Raw genomic sequence first — 21,902 nt, 5'->3', positions numbered from 1 at the left:
CTCCCGGGAATCGCCTCCCCCACATGCAAAGGCTGGTGGCAACGTAGCATTTCGTCCGGGTCGAAACCAGAACCGGTTAGCGGCTGCTGCCCGCCAGCAAGCCCCGGCGCTGCAGCAGTCGCTTCTCGATCGGCCCGAACACCAGGAGCTCGATCAGGATGCCTACGAACAGGATCAGCAGGATCGCGGACATCACAATTGTCATGTCGGAGAGCAGTCGGCCCTGATCCAGCAGTGAGCCCAGCCCGAAGCCGATGGTGCCGCCCACTGCGATGATTTCCGCGGCCATGAGTGAGCGCCACGAGAAAGCCCAGCCCTGCTTCAAACCGCCGATGTAGCCCGGAAGCGCGGCGGGAAGAACAATCTGCAAGGCCATCTGGAGCCGGTTTGCGCCAAGGACGGTGCCCACACTGCGGTACTGCGGCGGGATCTGGTCCACTCCGGAGATCAGCCCGTTGATGATGGACGGAATAGCGCCCATGAACACCACGAAGTAGACGGTGGCGTCGGTCAGGCCGAACCATATGATCGCGGCAGGAACCCACGCCACGGAAGGGAGCACCTGCAGCCCGGAAATCAGCGGCCCGAACGCACGGCGCAAGGGAGCTACCTGAGCCAGAATCAGACCCACGGGAGTAGCGATGACCACGGAGATCAGGAACCCAATCACACCACGCTGCAGCGAGGTCCACACAGCTTCCTGGACTTTGCCCTCGCCCCACATCGTCACGAACTGGGTGAGGACGTCAAGGGGCCCGGGAACGAGGTCGCGCCGTTTGAATCCAAGGGAGACATAGAACTGCCACGCGAGGATAAGCACCACAAGTGCAGCGACGGGCAGCAGCACGCGCTTCCATTCGATGCCGGCCTTGCGCCCACTGTCGGACTGGAGGTTGTCCAGACCGGCTTCGAGGTCCCTGAGTTCCGAGGCGTTGCCCTTCAGCGACGGCGAAGTGATGTGCTCTTTGGAATCTGTCACGGGAAGGGTCCGCTCTTCGGTGGTGATGGGGTTACTTGGCATGGCGGCGGATCTCCTCGCGAAGACGGCGGGTAATGACACCGGTCAGCTCCCCGGCACGGCCGGCATCGGTACGGTGTTCCTCGGTGACATCCCATTCGGCCACCACACGGCCGGGACGTGAGGACAGCAGCAGCACGCGCTGACCCAGACGAACAGCTTCGCGCACGTTATGGGTGACGAACACGATGGTCCGGCCCGTTTCCTTCCAGATCCGCTCAAGCTCGTCGTGCAGAAGATCGCGGGTGATCGCATCAAGGGCTGCAAACGGCTCGTCCATCAGCAGCAACTGCCGGTCCTGGGCCAGTGAACGGGCCAACGCAACGCGCTGCCTCATGCCGCCGGACAATTCGTGCGGGCGCTTGTCGCCGGCGCCACCAAGGTGGACCAGTTCCAACAGTTCGGTAGCGCGTTCGCGCCGGCTCGCCTTGGTGCTGGACTTGTCAGCCAGCTGCAACGCCAACTCAATGTTGCCGCGTGCCGTCAGCCACGGGAACAGGGCCGCGTCCTGGAACATGAAGGCAGCGCCGTCGCTGGGTACTTCAAGAGCGCCCGACGTCGGCGGTTCCAGTCCCGCCATGATGTTCAGCAAGGTGGACTTACCGCAGCCGGACGCACCGAGGAGGGCGACGAACTCGCCTTGAGCGATGGTGGCGTTGACGTCGTCCAGCACCGGGGCGCCGTCGCCGAAGCGCTTGCCCAGGTTCTCGAGTACGACTGGCATGGTCCCGTCCTTCGTGTTGATTGGTAAAGCTGATGCGGCCAAAAGCCGGCCCGCTTCCCCGCCCGATGAGAGGGGAAGCGGACCAGCCCGTTACTGCTTAGTCCTGGCCAAGACCTGCAGCTGAGGTCTTCTTGCCTTCAACCTCGTTCAAGGTGCGGAGATCGAAGATGCCGTTGATGTCAGCCTGCTGGGTGGTTCCGGCTTTCACACCGTCTTCCAGCAGCTTGTTGTACGTTCCGGCCAGCGGGTCGGTGGTGAACTTGATGTTCTGCAGAGCGCGTTCAATCACGTTGGCCGGAAGCGGCTTGCCTGCCGTGTCCTTGAGAACCGCGTTGATGGTGGTTGCCTTCTCCTCAGCAGAAGCCGAGTTGAGCCAGTTCACGGATTCAACGTGACCCTTCAGGAGAGCCTTTACGGTCTCGGGGTGTTCGGCGGCGAACTTCTTGTTCACGATCAGGATGGTGGTGGTGAAGTCACCGTTTTCCCACAGGTCCTTCTCATCAACCAGCACCTTCGCCCCGGCTTCGAGCACCAGGCGGGAGGCCCACGGCTCAGGCAACCACGCGCCGTCGAGCTTTCCGTCCTGGAAGAGCTTCAGCGACTGGGCGTTTTCGGTCGGGTTGATGTTGACGTCGCCGCTGCCATCAGTGTTGGTCTTGAAACCTTGATCGCCCAGCCAGGCGCGGAGGGCCACGTCCTGGGTTCCACCGAGCTGTGGGGAGCTGAGGATCTTGCCCTTGAGGTCGGCCGCGGAGTTGATCTCCGGCTTGACCACCAGCTGGGCGCCGCCCGATGCTGCACCGGCGATGATGCTGATGGACTCGCCCTTGCTCTTGACGAAGGAGTTGATGGCCGGGTTCGGGCCGATGTACGTGGCGTCGATGGCGCCGGCGTTCAAGGCTTCGATCGCTGCGGGGCCGGCATTGAAGACCTGCGTGCTCAGCTTGGTATCGCCGAGCTCCTTGGCGATCAGGCCCTTGCTGGTGCCTACCAGCGCCGGGCCGTGCGTGACGTTGCTGAAGTAGCCGAGCTTCAGCTCAGCAGCCGGGGACGTGGTGGGTGCCGGCGCGGCCTGGTTGTTCTGCGAAACAGCGGAAGCAACCGCGGCGCCTGCACCGATCAGCAGCACCAGGCCCACGGCCAGCGCGATCTCCACAGTGCGACGACGTTTGGGTTTGGGCGCGGTCTCACCGGCGACGATGCGGGTGGTGCCGGAATCGGGTTTCTGTGACTCGGGGGTGTTCGACATGAGGGTGGGTCCTTATGAATGTGGGATGCGAAGTGGGGGCGAAGATCAGGCCCCGTGACATCGCCCGTCGAGGGCAAGCAAGGACCATTCCGGAGAGGTCATGCCTTCACAGTAGGGACTGTCATATTTCGGCTTCAATCCCGTAGAAATCAAGGTTCACGCAGGTTCACGTGGCGTCATATTCGCCGCGAGGGCTTCAATGTCGCGCGGAGTTGTGCGGCAGCAGCCACCTATGAGATGGGCACCACGGTCCTGCCAAACAGCTGCCTTGCCGGCCAGGGTTCCGGTGCCCTGAACGCCCTCCGACGGACCCCACGTTTTGGTCACGGCATCGTACGTTTCACCGGAATTCGGGTACGCCACCAACGGCTTGTCGGAGGTCTCTTGCAGAGTGCCCAGCGCGTCCGTCACCAGTTCCAGCGGCACACAATTAACTCCGACGGCGGCCACCCGCGGTTCCGCGCGCAGCAGCGCCGCGACGTCCGCAAGGGGCGTTCCGTCACTGATGTGGCCGCTGTCCCGCAGCGTAAACGTAAACCAGGATTCGACGTCGAACTCTGCCACGAGCGCCAACAGCGCCTCCGCTTCGGCGAACGACGGCAGCGTCTCGCACGCCAGGAAATCAGCCCCGGCTTCCACCAGCGCCGCAATACGCGGGCGGTGGAAATCCCGGAATTCCGCGGCAGAAAGCGTGTAATCACCGCGGTACTCGGAGCCATCGGCAAGGTAGGCGCCGTAGGGGCCCACGGATCCAGCAACCAGAAGCGGCCCTCTCGCGGAACCTTCCGCCAAAGTTTCCCGACGTGCTTCATCGGCCAGCCGGACGCTCAACGCCACCAACTCCAATGACTCCTCCACGGACAACCCGCGCCGCGCAAAACCCTGCGGAGTGGCCTGATAGCTGGCCGTGATGGCCACGGAGGCACCGGCGTCGAAGTAGTCGCGGTGGACTTGCTTGATCAGATGCGGCTTCTCCAGCAGGACCTTGGCAGACCACAACGCGTCTTCCAGGTCGCAGCCGTGGGCCTCCAATTCCGTGGCTAACGCACCGTCCAGGACCAAGTCCTTGCCGGCGTTGAGGAGAGTGCTGAGCGTGGTGTTCTGTGGCATGGGTCCTTCCCCAAAAAGAAAACCGCAGCTTGTCCGAAATTCCCGCCGTACAACGTGAGGAGTCGCGAACAAGCTGCGGTTTTGTGACTACGTGTGACCCTAGATGACGTAACGTTCGTCTTCGTGGTCGCCCGGGTGGTCCTTCACCAAACCGGCGGCAAGGGTGTTGCCGTCGATGGGGTCGATCACCAGGAAAGCGCCAGTGCGGCGGTGGTGCAGGTAGTTCTCCAACGGCAACGGAGCAGAGAGCCGGAGCTGTGCGTGTCCGATGTCGTTAAGTTCCAGGTTGGTCGCCGGCTCAACGTTGAACGTGGCGAGGTCCAGCTTGCCGGTGACGTTCCGGACCAGTGCCTGGACCGTGCGCGTACCGTGCTTCACCAGGACCTTCTGGCCCTCACGGAGCGGCTTCGGCGAGAGCCAAGCCAACGACGCATACAGGTCTGCAGTGCTTTCGCGGACCGTACCGGCAGCGGCGATGGTGTCGCCACGGGCGATGTCGATCTCGTCAGCCAGGCGAACAGCCACCGACTGCGGTGCTGCGGCCTCGTCCAACGACTGGCCGGCGAAGTCGATGCCGATCACCGTGGTGGTGCGCGGTTCGTGGCCCGGGCTGATGACACTCACTTCGTCGCCAACCTTGACCGACCCCTCGGTGATCTGGCCGGCGTAGGCACGGTAATCGCGGTACGCCTCCACATCGAGCCCGGCAGCAACAGCATCCGGAGCCAAGGCACCCTGCGGACGGATCACCAGCTGAACAGGAAAGCGGAAGCTCTCCAGTTCGGCCTCGAGCTCGTCAGCGGCCGGGAGGGTTTCAAGGACCTCCAACAGCGCAGGACCGGTGTACCAAGGGGTGCGCTCGGAGCGGTCCACCACGTTATCGCCATCAAGGGCGGACACAGGAACCACCAGCAAGTCAGCAACACCATCGGAACCCAGTCCGAGCTCGCGGGCAACCTTCTGCACATCGGTCTCGATGTCGCGGAACACCTGCTCGCTGAACTCCACCAGGTCAATCTTGTTCACGGCCACAATCACGTGGGCAACGCGCAGCAGCTGCAGAACGGACAGGTGACGACGGGTCTGCTCCAGCACACCCTTGCGGGCGTCAATCAGTACGACGACGGCATCCGCAGTGGACGCGCCGGTCACCGTGTTCTTGGTGTACTGAACGTGGCCGGGGCAGTCCGCCAGGATGAAGCTGCGGCGATCGGTGGCGAAGTAGCGGTAAGCGACATCGATGGTGATGCCCTGCTCGCGCTCAGCACGCAGGCCGTCGGTCAGGAGGGCGAGGTCGATCCCGCCCTTTTCGCCTCCGAAGCCACGGTCCGCAGAGGTGCGGGCAACGGCGTCGAGCGTGTCAGCAAGAATCGCCTTGGAATCGTGAAGGAGGCGACCCACCAGAGTGGACTTGCCGTCGTCCACCGAGCCGGCAGTGGCGAAACGGAAGAGTGTTGTGGGCAAGGCTGTTTCCAACCCGGCTGCCAGTGTTTCGGTGCTCATTTAGAAGTAGCCGTCCTTCTTGCGGTCTTCCATGGCTGCCTCGGAGATGCGGTCATCTGCTCGGGTGGCGCCACGTTCGGTCAGGGTGGAGGCAGCGACTTCAACAACGACGTCGGCCACGGTGCGCGCATCGGATTCCACAGCACCTGTGCAGGACATGTCTCCCACCGTGCGGTAGCGCACCAGTTTGGTGATGACTTCCTCGTTGGGCAGCGGCTGGGAGACTTCGCCCACCGCGCGCCACATGCCGTCGCGGGCGAAGACTTCGCGCTCGTGGGCGTAGTAGAGGCTGGGGAGCTCGATGTTCTCGCGCTCGATGTAGCGCCAGATGTCCAGCTCGGTCCAGTTGCTGATGGGGAACGCACGGACGTGCTGGCCCACCGTGTGGCGGCCGTTGTACAGGTTCCACAGTTCAGGACGCTGGTTGCGCGGATCCCACTGGCCAAATTCGTCGCGGAGGCTCAGGATGCGCTCCTTGGCGCGGGCCTTGTCCTCGTCGCGGCGGCCGCCGCCGAACACGGCGTCGAACTTGTTGCGCTGGATCGCGTCCAACAGCGGAACGGTCTGCAGCGGGTTGCGGGTGCCATCGGCACGCTCAGCCAGTTCGCCGCGGTCTATGAACTCCTGGACCGAGCCCACCACAAGCTTCAGGCCAAGACGCTCAACAGTGCGGTCCCGGAAGTCGATGACCTCCGGGAAGTTGTGGCCTGTGTCCACGTGCAGGACCGGGAAGGGAACCTTGCCCGGCCAGAACGCCTTCGTGGCCAGGTGCAGCATGACCACGGAGTCCTTGCCGCCGGAGAACAGCAGCGCAGGCTTCTCGAACTCGGCGACGACCTCACGGATGATGTGAATGGCTTCGGACTCGAGGGTGTCCAGGCTGCTCAAACGCTCGGCTGAGGGTCCGCCGTGCCCGCTTCGCGATGCCCGCCACGCCGCGGCGGACCCCTCAGCCTCGCTCTGCAACTGGTTCAACTCGAGGTCCTCGCTGGTTGTTTGGGTGCTCATGTGTGTAGTCCGCATTCTGTCTTGTCGGAACCTGCCCAGCGGCCGGCGCGGGGGTCTTCACCCGGGGCAACCTGGCGGGTGCAGGGCTGGCAGCCGATGGACGGGTAGCCCTGGCTCAGGAGGGGGTTGACGGGAAGGATGTTGTCCTCGGAGTACTCGATCAGCTGGTCGAAGGTCCAGTCGACCATCGGGTTCACCTTGACCAAGCCGAAGCCCTCATCCCAGGTGACAACCGGTGTGTTGGTACGTGTGGGGCCCTCGTCGCGACGGACACCGGTGAACCACACCTCGTAGCCGGCCAGTGAGCGGCGCAGCGGCTGGACCTTGCGGAGGGCGCAGCACTGCGCAGGGTCGCGGGCGAACAGGTCCTTGCCGAGCAGTCGGTCCTGCTGTTCCACGGTGGTTTCCGGGAGGACGTCCACCACGTTGACGCGCAGATTCGCGGCAACTTCGTTACGGGTGTCGTACGTTTCCTTGAAGTGGTAGCCGGTCTCCAGGAACAAGACGTCGACGCCGGGAAGCTGGTCCGCGACCAAAGCCGGAAGGACGGCGTCGGCCATGGAGCAGGCCACCGTGACGGTGGGCAGCTCAAAGTTGCGGGCCACCCAGGCGATGGCTTCGGTGGCGGAGGCGTTCCAGCCGAGCTCGGCGGCCCCGGCCTCAGCAAGTGCCTTGAGCTCTTCATGGGAACGCAGTGCCGGCCGGGCTGCCGCAGCGGCGAGGTTGGTGATGGTGACGGGATCTGTCATTGGAGATCTCCTTCATCGGCGGAGTGTGCCCACTCAGCGAAGGTCTGGCCCTCGGCGCCAACGGCGACGAACTTACGGACCACACGCTCCACGTAGTCGGGCAAGTCTTCCACGGTGACCTTGAGGCCGCGGACCGTACGTCCCAGACCGGCTTCCTCGCGCTCATTGTTGGCCAACCCGCCACCGAGGTGGACCTGGAAACCAGGGGTGGGGTCGCCGTCGGGCGTTGGCAGCATCATGCCCTTCAGGCCGATATCGGCCGTCTGGATGCGTGCGCAGGAGTTGGGGCAGCCATTGATGTGGAGGGACAGTGCCGACGGCAGCTGCTTGGTCTCCACGAGGTCGGCCAGGCGGCGTTCCAACTCGGCGATGGCCGTAGCGGCCGTGACCTTGGTTTCCACGATGGCCAGCTTGCAGAATTCAATGCCTGTGCAGGCAATGGTGCCGCGGCGGAACACGGACGGCCGGGCGGAGAGGCCCAGGGTGTCGAGTTCGGCGATCAGGGGTTCCACCTGGTCCTTGGCGACGTCCAGGATGACAAGCTTCTGGTGCGGCGTAGTGCGCAGGCGGTAGCTGCCGTGCTTCTCCAGAGTGTCAGCCAACTGAACCAAGGCCTCGCCGGAGGTGCGGCCCACAGTCGGGGTGACGCCGATGAAGAACTTGCCGTCCTTCTGCTCGTGGACGCCGATGTGGTCACCCGGAGCGGTGGGCTTGGGAGCGGCGGGGCCGTCCGGAAGCTTGAAGCCGAGGTATTCGTCTTCCAGGATCTGGCGGAACTTGGCCGGACCCCAGTCGTTCATGAGGAACTTCAGTCGGGCCTTGGTACGCATGCGGCGGTAACCGTAGTCGCGGAAGATGCTGGTGACGCCCAGCCACACTTCAGCGGCGACGTCGGCCGAGACGAACACACCGAGGCGTTCGGCCAGGCGGGGGTTGGTGGAGAGGCCGCCGCCAACCCAGAGGTCGTAGCCGGCGCCGAGTTCGGGGTGGACAACTCCCACCAAAGCGAAGTCGTTGATCTCGTGCACCACGTCCTGGGACGGGTGGCCCGTGATGGCGGTCTTGTATTTGCGCGGCAGGTTGGCCAGCTCGGGGTCGCCGATGAAGCGTTCGGCGAGCTCGTGGATCAGCGGCGTGGGGTCGATGATCTCGTCTTTGGCGATGCCCGCAACCGGGGAACCAAGAATAACGCGGGGAACGTCGCCGCAAGCCTCGGTGGTGGACAGCCCGATGCCCTCGAGGCGGCGCCAGATCTCCGGCACGTCTTCAACGCGGATCCAGTGCAGCTGGATGTTCTGGCGGTCCGTCAGGTCGGCAGAGCCGCGGGCGAAGTCCACGGAAATCTGTCCGATGACGCGCAGCTGTTCGGTGGTCAGCGCACCGCCGTCGATTCGCACGCGGAGCATGAAGTACTTGTCTTCGAGCTCGTGCGGCTCAAGCGTTGCCGTCTTGCCGCCGTCGATCCCGGGCTTGCGCTGGGTGTAGAGGCCCCACCAACGGAAGCGGCCGTGAAGGTCCGTTCCGTCGATCGAATCGAAGCCCTTTTTGGAGTAGACAGACTCGATGCGCTCACGGACGTTCAGTCCGTTGTCTTCCTGCTTCCAGGTTTCATTGGCGTTCAGTGGCGCGGTGCCGTCAACCTTCCACTGGCCGTGGGGCTTGGCGGCAGGGCGGGTGCGCGCCGGACGCGAGGGAACTGCGGTGTCCGAGGACGCACCGGCTACAGCTGTATCTGTCATACATCGACTGTAGGTCTGGCCAGATTTCGCCAGCAAAGGTCCGGAAATGCTAAGTCACCTAGGGAAACATTTCGTCACGAACACGCCAGCGGCCTTGTCCGGAGGGCCTGTTTTGTGCAGGTCGATTTGCCCCTTTTCCGCGTGAATAAAGGTTAGGAGAGCCTTTCCAACACTGCGTCGTACCGTTCCAGCGCAATCTCCGCGAGCACCTTTGACGGCAGCAACGGAGCCGCGACAACGTCCGCGCCGGCCTTCGCCAACTGATCGTGGAAATAGCCTGTCGCCAGCAGGTACGAGGCAATGAAAACCCTGCCTGCTGGTCCGCTCGGTCCGCTCGGTTCGGCGGCGAGTTCGGCGCGCAAGGAGGCGACGCCGTCGGGCACTGTTGGCTGTGCGCTGGCACCATAGGCCACCCGCACCTTGTTCGGCAGCAGCTCGGCGAGCAGTCGCGCCTGCTCTTCCGAATCAATCGAGCCGTCCGGAAGGGACGATCCCGCGGCAGCCAGCAGGACGCCGTCGTGCTCCTGCAGCCCCGCCGCGCGCAAGTGTGTGGCCAACAACTCAGCGAGCCGCGGGTCCGGACCCAACGGCCGTGCGGCCACTACCTCCGGGCGGGTCTTGATGGCCTTGGGCACGTCCACCTTGATGTGGAAGCCGGTGGACAGCAAAAGCGGGACGACGACGGCGGCAGTCCCCTCGGGCAGGCCCTCCACCACGCCGCCCAGCTCGGGTTCCTGGACGTCGACGTACGCCTCAATCACGCGCAGCCCGGGACGGAGGGCTTCAATTTCCGCCATTACGCGACGGATGGCCGCCTGCCCTTCGGCGTTCCGGGTTCCGTGGGCGCAAGCGATCAAAACGGGGCTGTTCATGGGAGCTAGCGTAACGTTGAGCCAGCATCTATTGAGAGTCGCAGCCAGAAAGAACCCGTCCACTTGATTTCCATCGACATCGTCCTCCTTTGGCTCGACCTGGTTGGCGTGTTCTTCTTCGCGGTCTCGGGATCCCTGCTGGCCGCCCGCAAACAGTTCGACATCGTTGGCTCCGTGCTCCTCGGCTCCATTGTTGCCCTTGGCGGCGGCGTGATCCGCGACATCGTCATTAACGTCGGTCCCCCGATTGCCTTCACAAATCCCGCCTACCTGGCTCCCCCGCTGCTCGCTGCGATGCTGGTCTACTTCCTGTTCTCCTCGGTCCAGCGTTTCACGTCCCTGTTAACACTGTTCGACGCCGGTGGGCTGGCTCTGTTCTGCATCACCGGAACGCTGAAGGCCCTGACTGCCGGAATGAACCCCGTGGCCGCGATCCTGCTCGGTGTCACCACCGCGGTGGGCGGAGGCCTGCTGCGCGACATTACGGCGAACGAAATTCCTACGCTGTTTAACGCCCGCGATCTCTATGCGCTTCCGGCGTTTGTGGGGGCAGGCCTCACCACCCTCCTCTGGCATCTGGGTACGTTCACTGGGCTCCATGCGTGCGTTGTGGCAGCGGTTGTTTTCGCCTTCCGCGTGACGGCCTGGCGACGCAGCTGGCACGTACCCCTGGCCGTTCGTGGCTGGCACCGCCCCGGCGCCGGCCCGGGCGCAATTTCGGGTGCCCGGGATTAGCTAGGATAAGTACATGACTGACATGTTCCTCGAGAAGTTCCGCGCGCTGGTCCCAAAGTATCTCGAGGATGAATGGCAGGAAGAAGACGGCCTCACGCCCGACGAACTGGACGACGCCCTCTCCGATCACACGTTCACCATCCCGCTGGTCCTGCGCGAGTTCTACCTCGCAATCGGTGGCTGCGAGGACCTCATGGAGGCGTACCACTACTTCTGGGACCCCGAGGAACTCGAAGTCGATGACGAAGGTTTCCTCATGTTCCTTGAGGATGAAGACGAGCAGTTCACTTGGGGCTTCCGTACCGCCGACCTCAGCATCCCCGATCCCATTGTCTGGCGCCGCAACAACGCCCGCGGTCAGTGGAAGAGCGAGGAAGGCACGTTCTCCGAGTTCGTGTTCGACATGTTCGAGTGGGCCTTCAACGACGACGAAGACTGATTCCCCTGGGGCCTCCGTGGCTTCCTGACCCTGTTAGAACGACTTTCAGCCCCTATGTACCCTCTATTGGTTGCATAGGGGCTGTTCTGTGTTCAAAGAAGGTCAGGACGCCACGGAGTTTGAGGTCAAAAAGGAATGGCCCCGGTTCGTTGCAACGTTACGAGTCATACGCTGCACCGAACCGGGACCACAATCTCCGTTCGCATCAGACCCACCGGAGGCATTTAGTGGATCCGTGAATAGCTTATGACAACCCTGTCACATATGCAACTTTCCAGGTCAATGTATTTTTTCGCATCCCGTGATCGATTTACAGCAACGTTGAGTTATCCACATAACGACGAAATGCCTATCCCGGACCCCGGCAAGCACGGCAACCATGGCCAGATGGACCTCGTCGAATTCCTCCGTCTCCGACACGGAGTCGCCCGCACACTCGACCTGCAACGAGCTGGATTCACTGAGCGAAAGCTGGCTGCCGCGATCGAGTCCGGGCTGGCCACCAGGTTGAAACGCGGCGTCTACGCTGCCAAGGGGGCAGACCCGGACGTCGTTGCAGCCTTTCGACTGAATGCCAGACTGACGTGCATCTCGGCAGCGAAGTTTTACGGACTGTGGCTGCTTCATAAGCCGCAAGACCTCCATCTCAGCTGCGGCAACGGTGTTCCCGCTCCGGCAATCATTGATCACACCTCCTGCGCCCATCCCCGGCACCCTTATCTTCCGGTTGCTGGTGTGGCCGATGTGCTGCTGCATGCTTTGAGGTGCCGGCCTGAGCTCGAGTCACTGGTCTTGGTTCAGAGTGCCGTAAGTCAGGCCCTGCTGGGCCCTGACTTTCTCAGGTCAAGACTTCCCGGGAACCGGAATGGACGGGCCCGGCAGATACTCGATCTGGTCTTGCCTCGGGCAGACTCCTTACTGGAAGTCTTGGCGCACACCCACTTTCGGCGGGCCGGACTCCTGGTCCGCATGCATGTTCAGTTGCCCGGCGTCGGCGAAGTCGACTGCCTTATCAACGGTTCCCTGGTCATCGAACTCGACGGCGGCACTCACTTGGAAGGCAGGCAGGTGAAGAAGGACCAGTACCGGAACAATGCGAGCATGCGAGGCGGCTTCCTTGTCCTTCGCTATTACTACTCCGACGTCGTTCACCATCCGGAAAAGATGGTGGCTGAGGTGCTTGAAGTCCTGAATAACAGGGAAGACGGGCGTTTCGGACCGTCACGCTGGACGCCAAAGTGGGTACCGGCGTCGTGATGTGAGCGGAAAGTGTGGCGTCCTGACCCTCTTTGGGACCACAACAGCCGCTATGCAACCCAATGAGGGTGCATAGCGGCCGTCGTGTGCTCAAACAAGGTCAGGAACCAACGCAAAACCTAGCTGCTGCGGTCCACCACGGCATGCGCGAAGTTGGTCAGCGAGGCCTTCACCACTCCCTCGGGCAGCGGGGCCAGGGCGGCGACGGCTTCCGCGGACCACTGGCGGGCGATCTTCCAGGACTCGTTGGTCACCGGGTGCTCGCGCAGTCCGGCCACGGCCTCAGCCAGGGCGGCGTCGGAAGACAGGTCACCGTCGATCAATTCCAGGAGAGCAGTGGCCGAGGCATCTCCTGCAGCGGCGTCACGGCGCAGCAGCAGCACAGGCAACGTGGGCACACCTTCGCGGAGGTCGGTGCCCGGGGACTTGCCGGACTTGACCTTCACACCGGTGACATCGATGACGTCGTCGGCGAGCTGGAAGGCAACGCCCACCTTCTCACCGTATTCAACCAGCAGGTTCTCGTAGGCTTCATCGGCGCCGGCAAAGATCGCACCGAGCTGCCCGGATGCGGCCACCAAGGACCCGGTCTTGTCCGCGATGACGGACAGGTAGTGGTCCACGGGATCTTCGTCTTCGCGCGGGCCCACGGTTTCGTGGAGCTGGCCGAGGCACAGGCGTTCGAAGGTTCGTGCCTGGATGCCCAAAGCGCGGGAGCCGAGCTCGGACACCAAAATGGAAGCACGGGCGAAAATCAGGTCACCGGTGAGGATGGCCACCGAGTTGCCCCAGACTTCATGGGCCGTGGGAGCGCCGCGGCGGAAGGGAGCGGAGTCCATTACGTCGTCGTGGTAGAGCGTGGCGAGGTGCGTAAGCTCCACAACTACCGCAGCTTGGACAACCTCGGGACGTGAAGCATCGCCGAGGTGGGCACACAGCAGGGTGAGCAGGGGGCGGATCCGCTTGCCACCGGCTTCAACCAGGTGACGCGACGTTGCATCAGCCAGGGGGTCGGAGTTGGAGATGGCTTCGCGGAGCTTCTTCTCCACCCGGGCGAGGTTGGTGGTGATGGCAGGACCCAGCTCCGGATCTCCGGCAATAGCGGCAAAACCGGCTGGCAGTTGGAGTCCCGTTGCGATCGCGGTGGTGTTGGGAGCAGGCTCAACAGCCTGCGGCAAGCCGTGCCCGGCATGAGTCCAGCTGTGTTCGGCAGAGTTCGTCACGGGTTAACCCTAACTAGTTGGTGCGGAAACCGCGGTGTCGGAGCCTGCCGGCGTCAGGGCACGGGCAGAGGAAGTGTTGGACGTGGCCGGAACCAGCATCTCGAGGACCCGGATGACACGGTCTTCGAAGCCCTTCGCGGCGGGGTCGGTGAGGTTGGCGAGCATCCGGACCACAAAGCGCATCAGCACAGGAATCGGCATCCCGGTTCGCAGGGCGAGCTTCATCACGGCAGGCTTGCCGATCAGGAATGCGAAGGCCCGACCCAGCGTGAAGTGCGATCCCCACTGGTCCCGCACGTAGTCCGCGTACCGCGAGAGGTGCGCGTCGGCGTCGTGCGTTGACCAACCGGCTGAAGCCGAACGCGCGGCACCGTCGATCAGGAACTCTGCCGCGAACCGCGCGGACTCTATGGCGTAGGAGATGCCTTCGCCGTTGAACGGGGACACCATGCCTCCGGCGTCGCCCAGCAGGAGCAGCCCGGGTGAGTAATGCGGGGTGCGGTTGAAGCCCATGGGCAGCGCGGCGCCGCGGATCTCCCCCACCTGGTTTTCAGGGGTGAAGCCCCATTCCGTGGGCATACCGGCGGTCCATTCGCGCAGAACCTGCTTGTAGTCGAGCTTGCCGAACTCCTTGGAGGAGTTCAGGATGCCCAGGCCCACGTTGGAGGTGCCGTCGCCAACACCAAAGACCCAGCCGTAGCCGGGCAGCGGCTTGCCGGATTTGCCGGGAAGTTCCAGCCAGCCTTCCATCCAGTCGTCGTCATGGCGGGGGGACGTGAAGTAGGTACGTACTGCGACGCCCAGCGGACGGTCGTCGCGCTTATGCATCCCCAGCGACACGGCGGTTCGCGTCGAGTTGCCATCTGCGGCGAGGACGACGTCGGCATGGAAGTCGCGCGTTTCACCCGTCTTGCGTCCGGACTCGTCAAGGATGGACGCCCGTGCGCCGATGACGCGACCGTCGTCGGCGGTCAAAGCGGAGGTAACGCTGTGGCGTTCAAGAACGACGGCGCCAGCGGCCTCGGCGTGCCGGGCCAACGATTCATCGAAGCCAAGACGCGTGCGGATCAGGCCATACGTGGGGAAGTCGGAAACCTCGGGCCAAGGCAGTTCAATGGTGCGCCCGCCGGCGATGAGGCGGAGGCCCTTGTTCCGGCGCCACCCGTCCTCCACAGCGTGGGACAGCCCAAGCTTCTGGATCTCGCGGACGGCGCGCGGGGTGAGGCCATCGCCGCACACTTTCTCACGCGGGAAAGAGGTCTTTTCCAGCACCGTGACGTCGATGCCCGCCTGGGCGAGGTAATACGCGGCGGTGGACCCGGCCGGGCCCGCGCCAACAATCAGTACTTTCACGTCGTCCTAAATCAGCAGGCGGTACGGGGTCAGCCGGCCTGTTGGCGCGGCTTGATCTGGCGGCGAAGCTTGGCCACGGGAACACTTTCGCGGTGCTCGGCGGGCTTCTGTGCACGGTGCACGGCGACGATGCCGCCGCTGAGGTTGCGGTAAGTAATGTCGGTCCAGCCGGCGTCGCTGAGCCACTGCGCCAAGTGGTCCTGGTCCGGCCAGGCACGGATGGACTCGGCGAGGTACACGTAGGCGTCCGGGTTGGAGGAAACCTTGGTGGCGATGGCCGGGAGGGCGCGCATCAGGTACTCGGTGTAGAGGTTGCGCCACAGCGGCACTACGGGGTGCGAGAACTCGGCAATGACCAGGCGGCCGCCGGGCTTGGTGACGCGCAGCATTTCCTCGAGGGCCTTGCGCGGTTCAACGACGTTGCGCAGGCCGAAGGAGATGGTGGAAGCATCGAAGCTGTTGTCCGCGAACGGCAGGTTGGTGGCGTCACCGGCGATGAAGTCGATATCCGGGCGACGGCGCTTGCCGACCTTGAGCATGCCCAGGGAGAAGTCGCAGGCCACAACGTCCACGCCTGCGTCTGCGTACGGTTCGCTGGAGGTGCCGGTGCCGGCAGCAAGGTCCAGGACCTTCTGGCCAACCTTTACATCCACGGCATCAACCACGATCCGGCGCCAACGCCGTGTCTGCCCCATGGACAGGACATCATTCACGACGTCGTATTTTGGGGCGACATCATCAAACATCGTCGCAACTTCGTCCGGACGCTTTTCCAAGGATGCTCGGTTCACCCTGTAATTGTCTCAGACATTCAGCCGACTTTGCTGCGCTGTAGAAGTCGGCTCAGATTCTGGTTGTCCTCGGGAGTACTGTTGTTCCATCATGACGAGCACGCTCCGCACCTTGACAGTCCCCCTCGATGTTGAATCATCCTCCGGGGGGCTGCCGTCGTTTCTGGTGCGGGACGACGTTCTTTGCTGGTCGCGCCGCGAGGCTGGACTGGTGGGCTACGGCGAGCTGACCCGCTTCAATGCCACCGGGCCCGAGCGTTTCCTTGAGGCCGATATCTGGTGGCGGCACCTCATTCTTGAGGCCGAAATCACTGATCACGTGGAGCTTCCCGGTACCGGCCCGGTGGCTTTCGGCTCGTTCGCCTTCTCCAAGACCTCCCCGCACGTGTCCCGTTTGATCCTCCCGGAGCTGGTGGTGGGAATCCGCGATGGCCGCGCCTGGGCAACCCAATTAACGTTCGACGACGCCGCCCTCACCGAAGCGGGCGTCCTCGCCTCCGTGCACCGCTGGCTGACTGAACCGGAACCGAACGGTGAGGATCCAGCGGCAGGAGGGTCCGGCGTCGTGCCCTCAACTGAGGTGATTGCCGCAGACGGTTCCGCCGGCCACCTCAGCCATGGTTCCCTCAGCGAGGCCGCGTGGATGCAGGCAGTGTCCAACGGCGTGGAGGAGATCCGCGCCGGGAAACTGGAGAAGCTGGTGTTGGCGCGCGACGTCGTCGCGAACCTTCCGGAGGGCGTCAACGCTGCGGAGGTACTTCGCCAGCTCGCCGCAAGGTACCGCGAGTGCTGGACGTACGGCGTGGACGGTCTGGTGGGCGCAACGCCAGAGATGCTGATTCAGGTGGAGGGCCGCACCGCACAGGCCCGTGTGCTGGCCGGAACCCTGGATCGACGTGACGCTGACGGCATGGACGGCTCCCCCATGGAATATGCGGAGCGTGTCCTGGCTGGATCCGAGAAGCAGCGGCATGAGCACGAAATTGCGATCGATTCGCTGACGCGACAGTTGGCTCCCTTCTCGGAAGCGATGAACTCGCACAGCGAACCTTTCATTCTTGAGTTGCCCAACGTTTGGCACCTGGCCTCCGACGTGAAGGCAGAGTTGGCGGACATCGAGGGGCACGTGCCCACGTGTTTGGCCCTGATCAATGCCCTGCATCCCACAGCGGCAGTGTGCGGAACCCCGACGCTGGTGGCTGGCGCGTTGATCCGCAAACTCGAACACCTGGACCGGGGCCCGTACGCCGGGCCGGTCGGTTGGCTCGACGCCGCCGGCAACGGCGAATGGGGTATAGCGCTTCGCGGCGCGGTGATCGAGGACGCCAACACGGTGCGCCTGTACGCAGGGTGCGGCATCGTCGAGGGCTCCCAGCCGGAAGCTGAACTGGCGGAAACATGGGCGAAATTCCGGCCGATGCTTGAGGCGCTGGGTATCCGCCGCTGAATCTGGGATTCCAGACAGATCCCTCTCGGACATGGTTGATAAGTGCGTAGACTTGTTATCCAATAGTGAAACTTCGTTTCCTGTGATGCACATCTCACGTTCGGCGCTACACTAAAACCGACTCAGTTCAGCATCCACCGCAACAAAAGGTAAACAACATGCAGATCTCCCGTTCGGTTCTGTCCGGCACCAAGATTGCCGCTGTGCTCGCAGCCGGCGCACTGGCCCTCACCGCCTGCGGTGGCTCGTCCACCCCGGCTGCCACGGACGCCTCCGGCCTCAAGCTCATCAACGCCGGCAAGCTCACTGTGTGCTCGGACGTTCCTTACGAGCCCTTCGAATTCCAGAAGGACGGCAAGATCGTCGGCTTCGACATGGACATCGCAGCCGAGCTCGCCAAGGACGTCAAGGCCGAACTCAACGTGGTGGACAGCTCCTTCGAAGCAATCGAGACCGGCACCGCCCTGACCGGTTGCGACGTGTCCATCTCCTCGATCTCCATCACCGACGTCCGCAAAAACGTCATGGATTTCTCCACCCCTTACCTGGATGACGACCTGACCCTCGTGGCCACCTCGTCCTCCGGCATCAGCAACATCGACGGCGCCAAGGGCAAGAAGGTAGGCGTCCAGCAGGCCACCACCGGTGCCCAGTACGCCAAGGACAAGGGAATCGACGCACAGCAGTTCGAGGATTCCGGCCTCCTGGTCCAGGCCCTCAAGGCCGGCACCATCGACGCCGCAATCGGCAACCAGTCCGTCCTGGGCTACGCCATCAAGGACGACTCCAACCTCAAGCGCGTTGAAGACTACGCAACGGGCGAGAAGCTGGGCATCTCCATCAAGAAGGGCAACACCGCCATGACGGACGCCGTGAACGCCACGCTGAAGCGCATCACCGACGACGGCTCCCTCAAGAAGTTCGAGACCACCTGGTTCGGCGAAGCCACCAAGTAGTCCGAGCCCAGGCTCCCCCAGATCCACGCAGGCGGGCCCCGAAACGACACGTTGTTTCGGGGCCCCACCTGCGCAACATGAATGTGAGAACCCCATGGCAATGACTGCACGTCAACGAGCCAAAGTCAGTTTGTACGTCCAGGCCGGAATCTTCGTCGTGGCCGTGGCCGCAGTGATCCTCGCTGTGGACTGGAAGACGATTGGCACCAGCGTCTTCAACTTCTCCAAAATCGGGCCGATGTTCCCGGACATCTTCCTGGTGGGCCTCAAAAACACCCTGATTTACACGTTCCTCGGATTCGTGGTGGGCTTGTCCGGCGGCCTTCTGCTGGCCCTGATGAAGCTCTCGTCCTTCCCGCTGTACCGCTGGCTCGCAACGGGATATATCGAGTTCTTCCGGGGTGTTCCCGCACTGCTGGTCTTCATCGCCTTCGGCTACGGCGTTCCACTGGCCTTCGGAATCCAATGGGACGTGAACATCATCGTGATGGTCTCGCTGGGTATGGTGGCAGCGGCGTACATCGCTGAAACCCTCCGTGCAGGCCTCCAGGCCGTACCCAAGGGTCAAATGGAAGCAGCCCGTTCCCTGGGCATGCCGCAGTGGCGGGCCATGGTTTCGATCGTCATCCCGCAGGCTTTCAAGATCGTCCTGCCGCCGCTCACCAATGAGATTATCCTTCTCACCAAGGACTCCTCGCTGATCTACGTCCTGGGTCTCACTGCGTCCCAGTACGAGCTCACCAAGTTCGGGCGCGACGGCATCTCCAGCCTCGGCGCCGGCCTGACGCCGCTGCTCGTGGCCGGCGCCTTCTACTTGGTCATCACCATCCCCTTGAGCCTCCTGGCACGGAAGTTCGAAAGCCGCTCCGCGCGGACGAAGCGATAGGCAGGACAGTCATGAATAACTCCACTGGGAGCACGTCCGGCGTTCGCGCTGCGGGCGTCGACATCAAAGACCTTCGCAAGTCCTACGGCAGCAACGAGGTCCTCAAAGGGATCTCCCTGACCGTTGAACCTGGTCAGGTAGTTTGCTTGATCGGGCCCTCGGGCTCCGGCAAGTCCACCCTCCTTCGCTGCGTTAACCTGCTCGAGCAGCCCAACGCCGGCACCATCAACGTGGGCAAGTTCGAGGCCACCGACCCCGACGTAGACCTCAACAAGATGCGCCAAAGCGTTGGAATGGTGTTCCAGCACTTCAACCTGTTCCCGCATCTCAGCGTCCTGGACAACTGCACCATCTCGCAAACCAAGGTCCTCAAGCGTTCCAAGTCCGAGGCCTCGGACGTAGCGCGCCACAACCTGGAGCGCGTGGGCCTGGGACACCTCGCCGACCGCTTCCCGGACCAGCTCTCCGGTGGCCAGCAGCAGCGCGTAGCTATTGCCCGCGCGCTGTCCATGGACCCGCAGCTCATGCTTTTCGATGAGCCCACCTCTGCCCTCGACCCCGAAACCGTGGGCGATGTCCTGGCCGTCATGCGCAAGCTGGCACAGGAAGGCATGACCATGCTGGTGGTGACCCACGAGATGGGCTTTGCGCGGGAAGTGGCCGACCGCGTGGTCTTCATGGATGCCGGTGTTGTGGTCGAAGAAGGGCCGGCGGAAAACGTCATCAGCGCCCCCACCCAGCCCCGCACCAAGGAATTCCTGCGCCGCGTCCTGGATCCTACGCACATTGGTGTGGAGGAAGCCTAGCTCCTTCGCTTTGCTCCGCCGACGGGCGGGCGGCACTCCTTTTGTGGGTGTTGCCCGCCCGTTTTGCGTTGGGTAAGGCGCGGACGGGTTTAGCCATCCCGGGCCGGGCTTAGCCCGCCGTGAGGACCTGGCCCACAGCAGCCGAAATGGCCTCCTTGATCCGGGCATGGAGCGCCCGCAGGCCCGTCCGGTCCACGCTCACCTCCACAATGGTGCGTCCCTTGAGCGGCGCCTTGAGCGCCGAGGCAAGTTCCGCCGTCGTAGTTACCGCTTGATGTCCGATACCGTACGCCGCCGCGAGTGCCGCGATGTCCACTGAGTGCGGGGTGCCAAACAAGCGTTCGACGGCGGTGCCGTAGGCGCCTGAGTCCTCCACGGCGCCGTGCTCAAGGAGGCTGAAGATCGCCCCGCCGGAGTCGTTGAGCACCACGATGCGCAGGTCCGGCACAGGTTCACCGTGGCCGAGGAGCAAACCCCCGGCGTCGTGGAGGAAGGTGACATCGCCCAGGAGGACCGTGGTTTCGCGTCCGCTGCCCAAGGCAATGCCTGTGGCTGTGGCGATGGTGCCGTCGATGCCGGCGAGGCCGCGGTTGGCGTAAACACTGGCAACCGGTTCGGCGTGGGGTTGTCCGGCGAGGTCGACGTCGCGGATGCCGTTGGAGGACCCGAGCACCAGCTGCCCGCGGGAATGCTCCCAAACCGTGGCGCCGACGGATGGGCCGCTGGCAAGGGTCTCCCCCGCGAGCACTCCATCCAAGCCGTGTTGGGCGGCAGCGCCGGCGAGGAGCCAGGAATCCAACCATTCGGTTGACCCGCGGCCGGCGAATTCTGCTAGCTCGGGAAGGGTTTCGATGGGCACTTCGCGGCGACGGCCGGCTTCGTACCAAGCAACAGGAACGGGCTGGTAGATGGCTGTCTCTACTGATTCGCGTGCCAGCAAGGCGGCCACGGGACGGGACAGAGTGGCGCGGCCAAACAAGACCACACGTTCGATCGGAGATGCTGATTGGGGCCCGAAGTGCTCCAGCAACACCCGGTACGGTCCCACTGCATTCGGGCCAAAGCGTGCATTGGACGACGGCTCGGCGAGCAGTGGCAAGCCATGGGCGCGGGCGAAGGCCTCGGCCACAGGGCCAGCGTCGTGACCTGCGAGGACCACGGTGCGTCGCTCAGCGAGTTCTCTGGATGCTTCCGGGAGAACCAGTGCCTGGGGTCCGGCGTCGTAATGAAACACGCCATGTCCCCCAGCCGTCGGAAGCGCGTCACCGTCGGCTGGCACCAAGGGGTCGCGGAAAGCAAGGTTCACTTGGACAGGGCCGGGCGGGGTGTCCTCGAGGGCACCGGTTGCTGCGTATAGAGCCGTGGCAACAGCTTTGTGGGGATGGTCGCCGGCGGGAACGTCGACGGCGAATCTCACGTGATCGCCGAAGAGGTCCAGTTGGGTGGTGGTCTGGTTCGCCCCGGTTCCGTGGAGTTCTTCCGGGCGGTCCGCGGAAATAACCACCACGGGCACGGCCGAATGATTGGCTTCCATGACGGCCGGCAGGAGGTTGCCGACAGCAGTGCCGGATGTGGTTACCACCGCCACGGGAGCTTGGGTGGAGAGGGCCAGTCCCAAGGCAGTGAATCCAGCATCCCGCTCGTCGATGCGGACGTGGAGCCGGACGCGGCCCGAAGCTTCTGCTTCAGCGAGGGCGTAGGCCATGGGTGCGGAGCGCGAACCCGGCGCCACCACCACGTGACGCACACCGCCGTCGAGCAGTGCCGTAACGGCGATCCGGGCGGCACCAATGGATGTCAGAGAGTCCTGGGAAGTCACCGTTCCAGTCTATTGGCGCAGGCGAGCCCTCAATGTTCTCTCACATCCCGGCCCACATCGGACATCCCTCACTCACATCCCGGCCCACATCGGACATCCCTCACTCACATCCCGGCCCACATCGGACATCCCTCTCTCACTAGGGTGTCGCCGTTGTTCCGCACCTCGGGCGCTACCAGTCGTGGCGCAAGCCGCCAGAACGCGGGAGGTGACACAGC

At 63.7% G+C, this 21,902-nt stretch carries 20 protein-coding genes; 7 read left to right on the top strand and 13 right to left on the bottom strand.

Annotated features, from left to right (window positions below; translation table 11 throughout):
• Positions 1-76 precede the first annotated feature (76 nt).
• The 9 genes from WBN73_RS01380 to WBN73_RS01340 form a co-directional block, all read right to left on the bottom strand.
• Positions 77-1,021: an ABC transporter permease gene (locus WBN73_RS01380; protein WP_207594347.1), complete on the bottom strand. Its 945-nt coding sequence runs from the start codon at positions 1,019-1,021 to the stop codon at positions 77-79.
• The gene (locus tag WBN73_RS01375) at positions 1,011-1,742 is read right to left on the bottom strand and encodes an ABC transporter ATP-binding protein (protein ID WP_207594348.1); all 732 of its coding nucleotides are present in this window, start codon (positions 1,740-1,742) and stop codon (positions 1,011-1,013) included. Before WBN73_RS01375 ends, WBN73_RS01380 begins: the two co-directional genes overlap by 11 nt.
• 97 nt (positions 1,743-1,839) lie before the next feature.
• Positions 1,840-2,991: an ABC transporter substrate-binding protein gene (locus WBN73_RS01370; RefSeq protein ID WP_207594349.1), complete on the bottom strand. Its 1,152-nt coding sequence runs from the start codon at positions 2,989-2,991 to the stop codon at positions 1,840-1,842.
• Between the two features lie 156 nt (positions 2,992-3,147).
• Positions 3,148-4,101 carry a homocysteine S-methyltransferase gene (gene mmuM / locus WBN73_RS01365; RefSeq protein WP_337339290.1) on the bottom strand — a complete coding sequence of 318 codons (954 nt, stop codon included), beginning with the start codon at positions 4,099-4,101 and terminating at the stop codon, positions 3,148-3,150.
• A 99-nt stretch (positions 4,102-4,200) separates the two neighbouring features.
• Positions 4,201-5,604 carry a sulfate adenylyltransferase subunit 1 gene (locus tag WBN73_RS01360; protein ID WP_089595925.1) on the bottom strand — a complete coding sequence of 468 codons (1,404 nt, stop codon included), beginning with the start codon at positions 5,602-5,604 and terminating at the stop codon, positions 4,201-4,203.
• Positions 5,605-6,612 carry a sulfate adenylyltransferase subunit CysD gene (cysD, locus tag WBN73_RS01355; RefSeq protein ID WP_337339289.1) on the bottom strand — a complete coding sequence of 336 codons (1,008 nt, stop codon included), beginning with the start codon at positions 6,610-6,612 and terminating at the stop codon, positions 5,605-5,607.
• Positions 6,609-7,361: a phosphoadenylyl-sulfate reductase gene (locus WBN73_RS01350; RefSeq protein ID WP_207594352.1), complete on the bottom strand. Its 753-nt coding sequence runs from the start codon at positions 7,359-7,361 to the stop codon at positions 6,609-6,611. The genes cysD and WBN73_RS01350 overlap by 4 nt, the downstream gene beginning before the upstream one ends.
• Positions 7,358-9,100: a nitrite/sulfite reductase gene (locus tag WBN73_RS01345; protein ID WP_337339288.1), complete on the bottom strand. Its 1,743-nt coding sequence runs from the start codon at positions 9,098-9,100 to the stop codon at positions 7,358-7,360. The genes WBN73_RS01350 and WBN73_RS01345 overlap by 4 nt, the downstream gene beginning before the upstream one ends.
• A gap of 152 nt (positions 9,101-9,252) precedes the next feature.
• Positions 9,253-10,035, bottom strand: coding sequence for a sirohydrochlorin chelatase (locus WBN73_RS01340; RefSeq protein ID WP_443193234.1), 783 nt, complete (start codon positions 10,033-10,035; stop codon positions 9,253-9,255).
• On the opposite strand from WBN73_RS01340, the gene WBN73_RS01335 reads away from it, so the two are divergent.
• From WBN73_RS01335 to WBN73_RS01325, 3 genes are all read left to right on the top strand, one after another.
• A complete protein-coding gene (locus WBN73_RS01335) occupies positions 10,036-10,707 on the top strand; it encodes a trimeric intracellular cation channel family protein (protein ID WP_280623334.1) in 672 nt (223 codons plus the stop codon).
• Between the two features lie 13 nt (positions 10,708-10,720).
• A complete protein-coding gene (locus WBN73_RS01330; RefSeq protein ID WP_280623335.1) occupies positions 10,721-11,146 on the top strand; it encodes a hypothetical protein in 426 nt (141 codons plus the stop codon).
• 387 nt (positions 11,147-11,533) lie between these two features.
• On the top strand, positions 11,534-12,403 hold the full coding sequence (locus WBN73_RS01325; protein WP_337339423.1) for a type IV toxin-antitoxin system AbiEi family antitoxin domain-containing protein: 870 nt from the start codon (positions 11,534-11,536) through the stop codon (positions 12,401-12,403).
• A 119-nt stretch (positions 12,404-12,522) separates the two neighbouring features.
• Here the strand turns inward: WBN73_RS01325 and WBN73_RS01320 are convergent, their stop codons facing one another.
• From WBN73_RS01320 to WBN73_RS01310, 3 genes are read right to left on the bottom strand one after another with little or no spacing between them, the layout of a single operon-like run.
• Positions 12,523-13,626 (bottom strand): polyprenyl synthetase family protein, encoded by a 1,104-nt coding sequence (locus tag WBN73_RS01320; RefSeq protein WP_207594357.1) that lies wholly within the window; start codon positions 13,624-13,626, stop codon positions 12,523-12,525.
• A 9-nt stretch (positions 13,627-13,635) separates the two neighbouring features.
• Positions 13,636-14,979, bottom strand: coding sequence for a geranylgeranyl reductase family protein (locus WBN73_RS01315; protein ID WP_337339286.1), 1,344 nt, complete (start codon positions 14,977-14,979; stop codon positions 13,636-13,638).
• 29 nt (positions 14,980-15,008) lie between these two features.
• Positions 15,009-15,770 carry a demethylmenaquinone methyltransferase gene (locus WBN73_RS01310; RefSeq protein ID WP_089595934.1) on the bottom strand — a complete coding sequence of 254 codons (762 nt, stop codon included), beginning with the start codon at positions 15,768-15,770 and terminating at the stop codon, positions 15,009-15,011.
• Between the two features lie 91 nt (positions 15,771-15,861).
• Here WBN73_RS01310 and WBN73_RS01305 point away from each other — a divergent pair, with 91 nt between their 5' ends.
• From WBN73_RS01305 to WBN73_RS01290, 4 genes are all read left to right on the top strand, one after another.
• The gene (locus WBN73_RS01305) at positions 15,862-17,217 is read left to right on the top strand and encodes an isochorismate synthase (RefSeq protein WP_337339285.1); all 1,356 of its coding nucleotides are present in this window, start codon (positions 15,862-15,864) and stop codon (positions 17,215-17,217) included.
• Positions 17,218-17,375: 158 nt separating this feature from the next.
• Complete coding sequence (locus tag WBN73_RS01300; protein WP_207594360.1) at positions 17,376-18,173, top strand: ABC transporter substrate-binding protein; 798 nt, start codon at positions 17,376-17,378, stop codon at positions 18,171-18,173.
• 94 nt (positions 18,174-18,267) lie between these two features.
• The gene (locus WBN73_RS01295) at positions 18,268-19,059 is read left to right on the top strand and encodes an amino acid ABC transporter permease (protein WP_089595937.1); all 792 of its coding nucleotides are present in this window, start codon (positions 18,268-18,270) and stop codon (positions 19,057-19,059) included.
• 11 nt (positions 19,060-19,070) lie between these two features.
• Positions 19,071-19,865, top strand: coding sequence for an amino acid ABC transporter ATP-binding protein (locus WBN73_RS01290; protein WP_207594361.1), 795 nt, complete (start codon positions 19,071-19,073; stop codon positions 19,863-19,865).
• Positions 19,866-19,974: 109 nt separating this feature from the next.
• Here the strand turns inward: WBN73_RS01290 and menD are convergent, their stop codons facing one another.
• Entirely contained in the window at positions 19,975-21,684 is a 1,710-nt protein-coding gene (gene menD, locus WBN73_RS01285; protein WP_337339284.1) for a 2-succinyl-5-enolpyruvyl-6-hydroxy-3-cyclohexene-1-carboxylic-acid synthase, read from the bottom strand.
• Between the last annotated feature and the right edge of the window lie 218 nt (positions 21,685-21,902).

It is taken from the genome of Paenarthrobacter sp. CCNWLY172 (genome assembly GCF_037402035.1).
Taxonomy (GTDB): domain Bacteria; phylum Actinomycetota; class Actinomycetes; order Actinomycetales; family Micrococcaceae; genus Arthrobacter.
This window is presented reverse-complemented; position numbering and strand designations above follow the sequence as displayed.

What these genes read in the sequence shown, in the direction of transcription:
- WBN73_RS01350 (WP_207594352.1), bottom strand. Translation starts at nt 7,361, where the DNA reads ATGACAGATCCCGTCACCATCACCAACCTCGCCGCTGCGGCAGCCCGG.
- WBN73_RS01345 (WP_337339288.1), bottom strand. Translation starts at nt 9,100, where the DNA reads ATGACAGATACAGCTGTAGCCGGTGCGTCCTCGGACACCGCAGTTCCC.
- WBN73_RS01295 (WP_089595937.1), top strand. Translation starts at nt 18,268, where the DNA reads ATGGCAATGACTGCACGTCAACGAGCCAAAGTCAGTTTGTACGTCCAG.
- WBN73_RS01380 (WP_207594347.1), bottom strand. Translation starts at nt 1,021, where the DNA reads ATGCCAAGTAACCCCATCACCACCGAAGAGCGGACCCTTCCCGTGACA.
- cysD (WP_337339289.1), bottom strand. Translation starts at nt 6,612, where the DNA reads ATGAGCACCCAAACAACCAGCGAGGACCTCGAGTTGAACCAGTTGCAG.
- WBN73_RS01290 (WP_207594361.1), top strand. Translation starts at nt 19,071, where the DNA reads ATGAATAACTCCACTGGGAGCACGTCCGGCGTTCGCGCTGCGGGCGTC.
- WBN73_RS01370 (WP_207594349.1), bottom strand. Translation starts at nt 2,991, where the DNA reads ATGTCGAACACCCCCGAGTCACAGAAACCCGATTCCGGCACCACCCGC.
- WBN73_RS01360 (WP_089595925.1), bottom strand. Translation starts at nt 5,604, where the DNA reads ATGAGCACCGAAACACTGGCAGCCGGGTTGGAAACAGCCTTGCCCACA.
- WBN73_RS01325 (WP_337339423.1), top strand. Translation starts at nt 11,534, where the DNA reads ATGGACCTCGTCGAATTCCTCCGTCTCCGACACGGAGTCGCCCGCACA.
- WBN73_RS01375 (WP_207594348.1), bottom strand. Translation starts at nt 1,742, where the DNA reads ATGCCAGTCGTACTCGAGAACCTGGGCAAGCGCTTCGGCGACGGCGCC.
- WBN73_RS01300 (WP_207594360.1), top strand. Translation starts at nt 17,376, where the DNA reads ATGCAGATCTCCCGTTCGGTTCTGTCCGGCACCAAGATTGCCGCTGTG.
- WBN73_RS01330 (WP_280623335.1), top strand. Translation starts at nt 10,721, where the DNA reads ATGACTGACATGTTCCTCGAGAAGTTCCGCGCGCTGGTCCCAAAGTAT.
- mmuM (WP_337339290.1), bottom strand. Translation starts at nt 4,101, where the DNA reads ATGCCACAGAACACCACGCTCAGCACTCTCCTCAACGCCGGCAAGGAC.
- WBN73_RS01305 (WP_337339285.1), top strand. Translation starts at nt 15,862, where the DNA reads ATGACGAGCACGCTCCGCACCTTGACAGTCCCCCTCGATGTTGAATCA.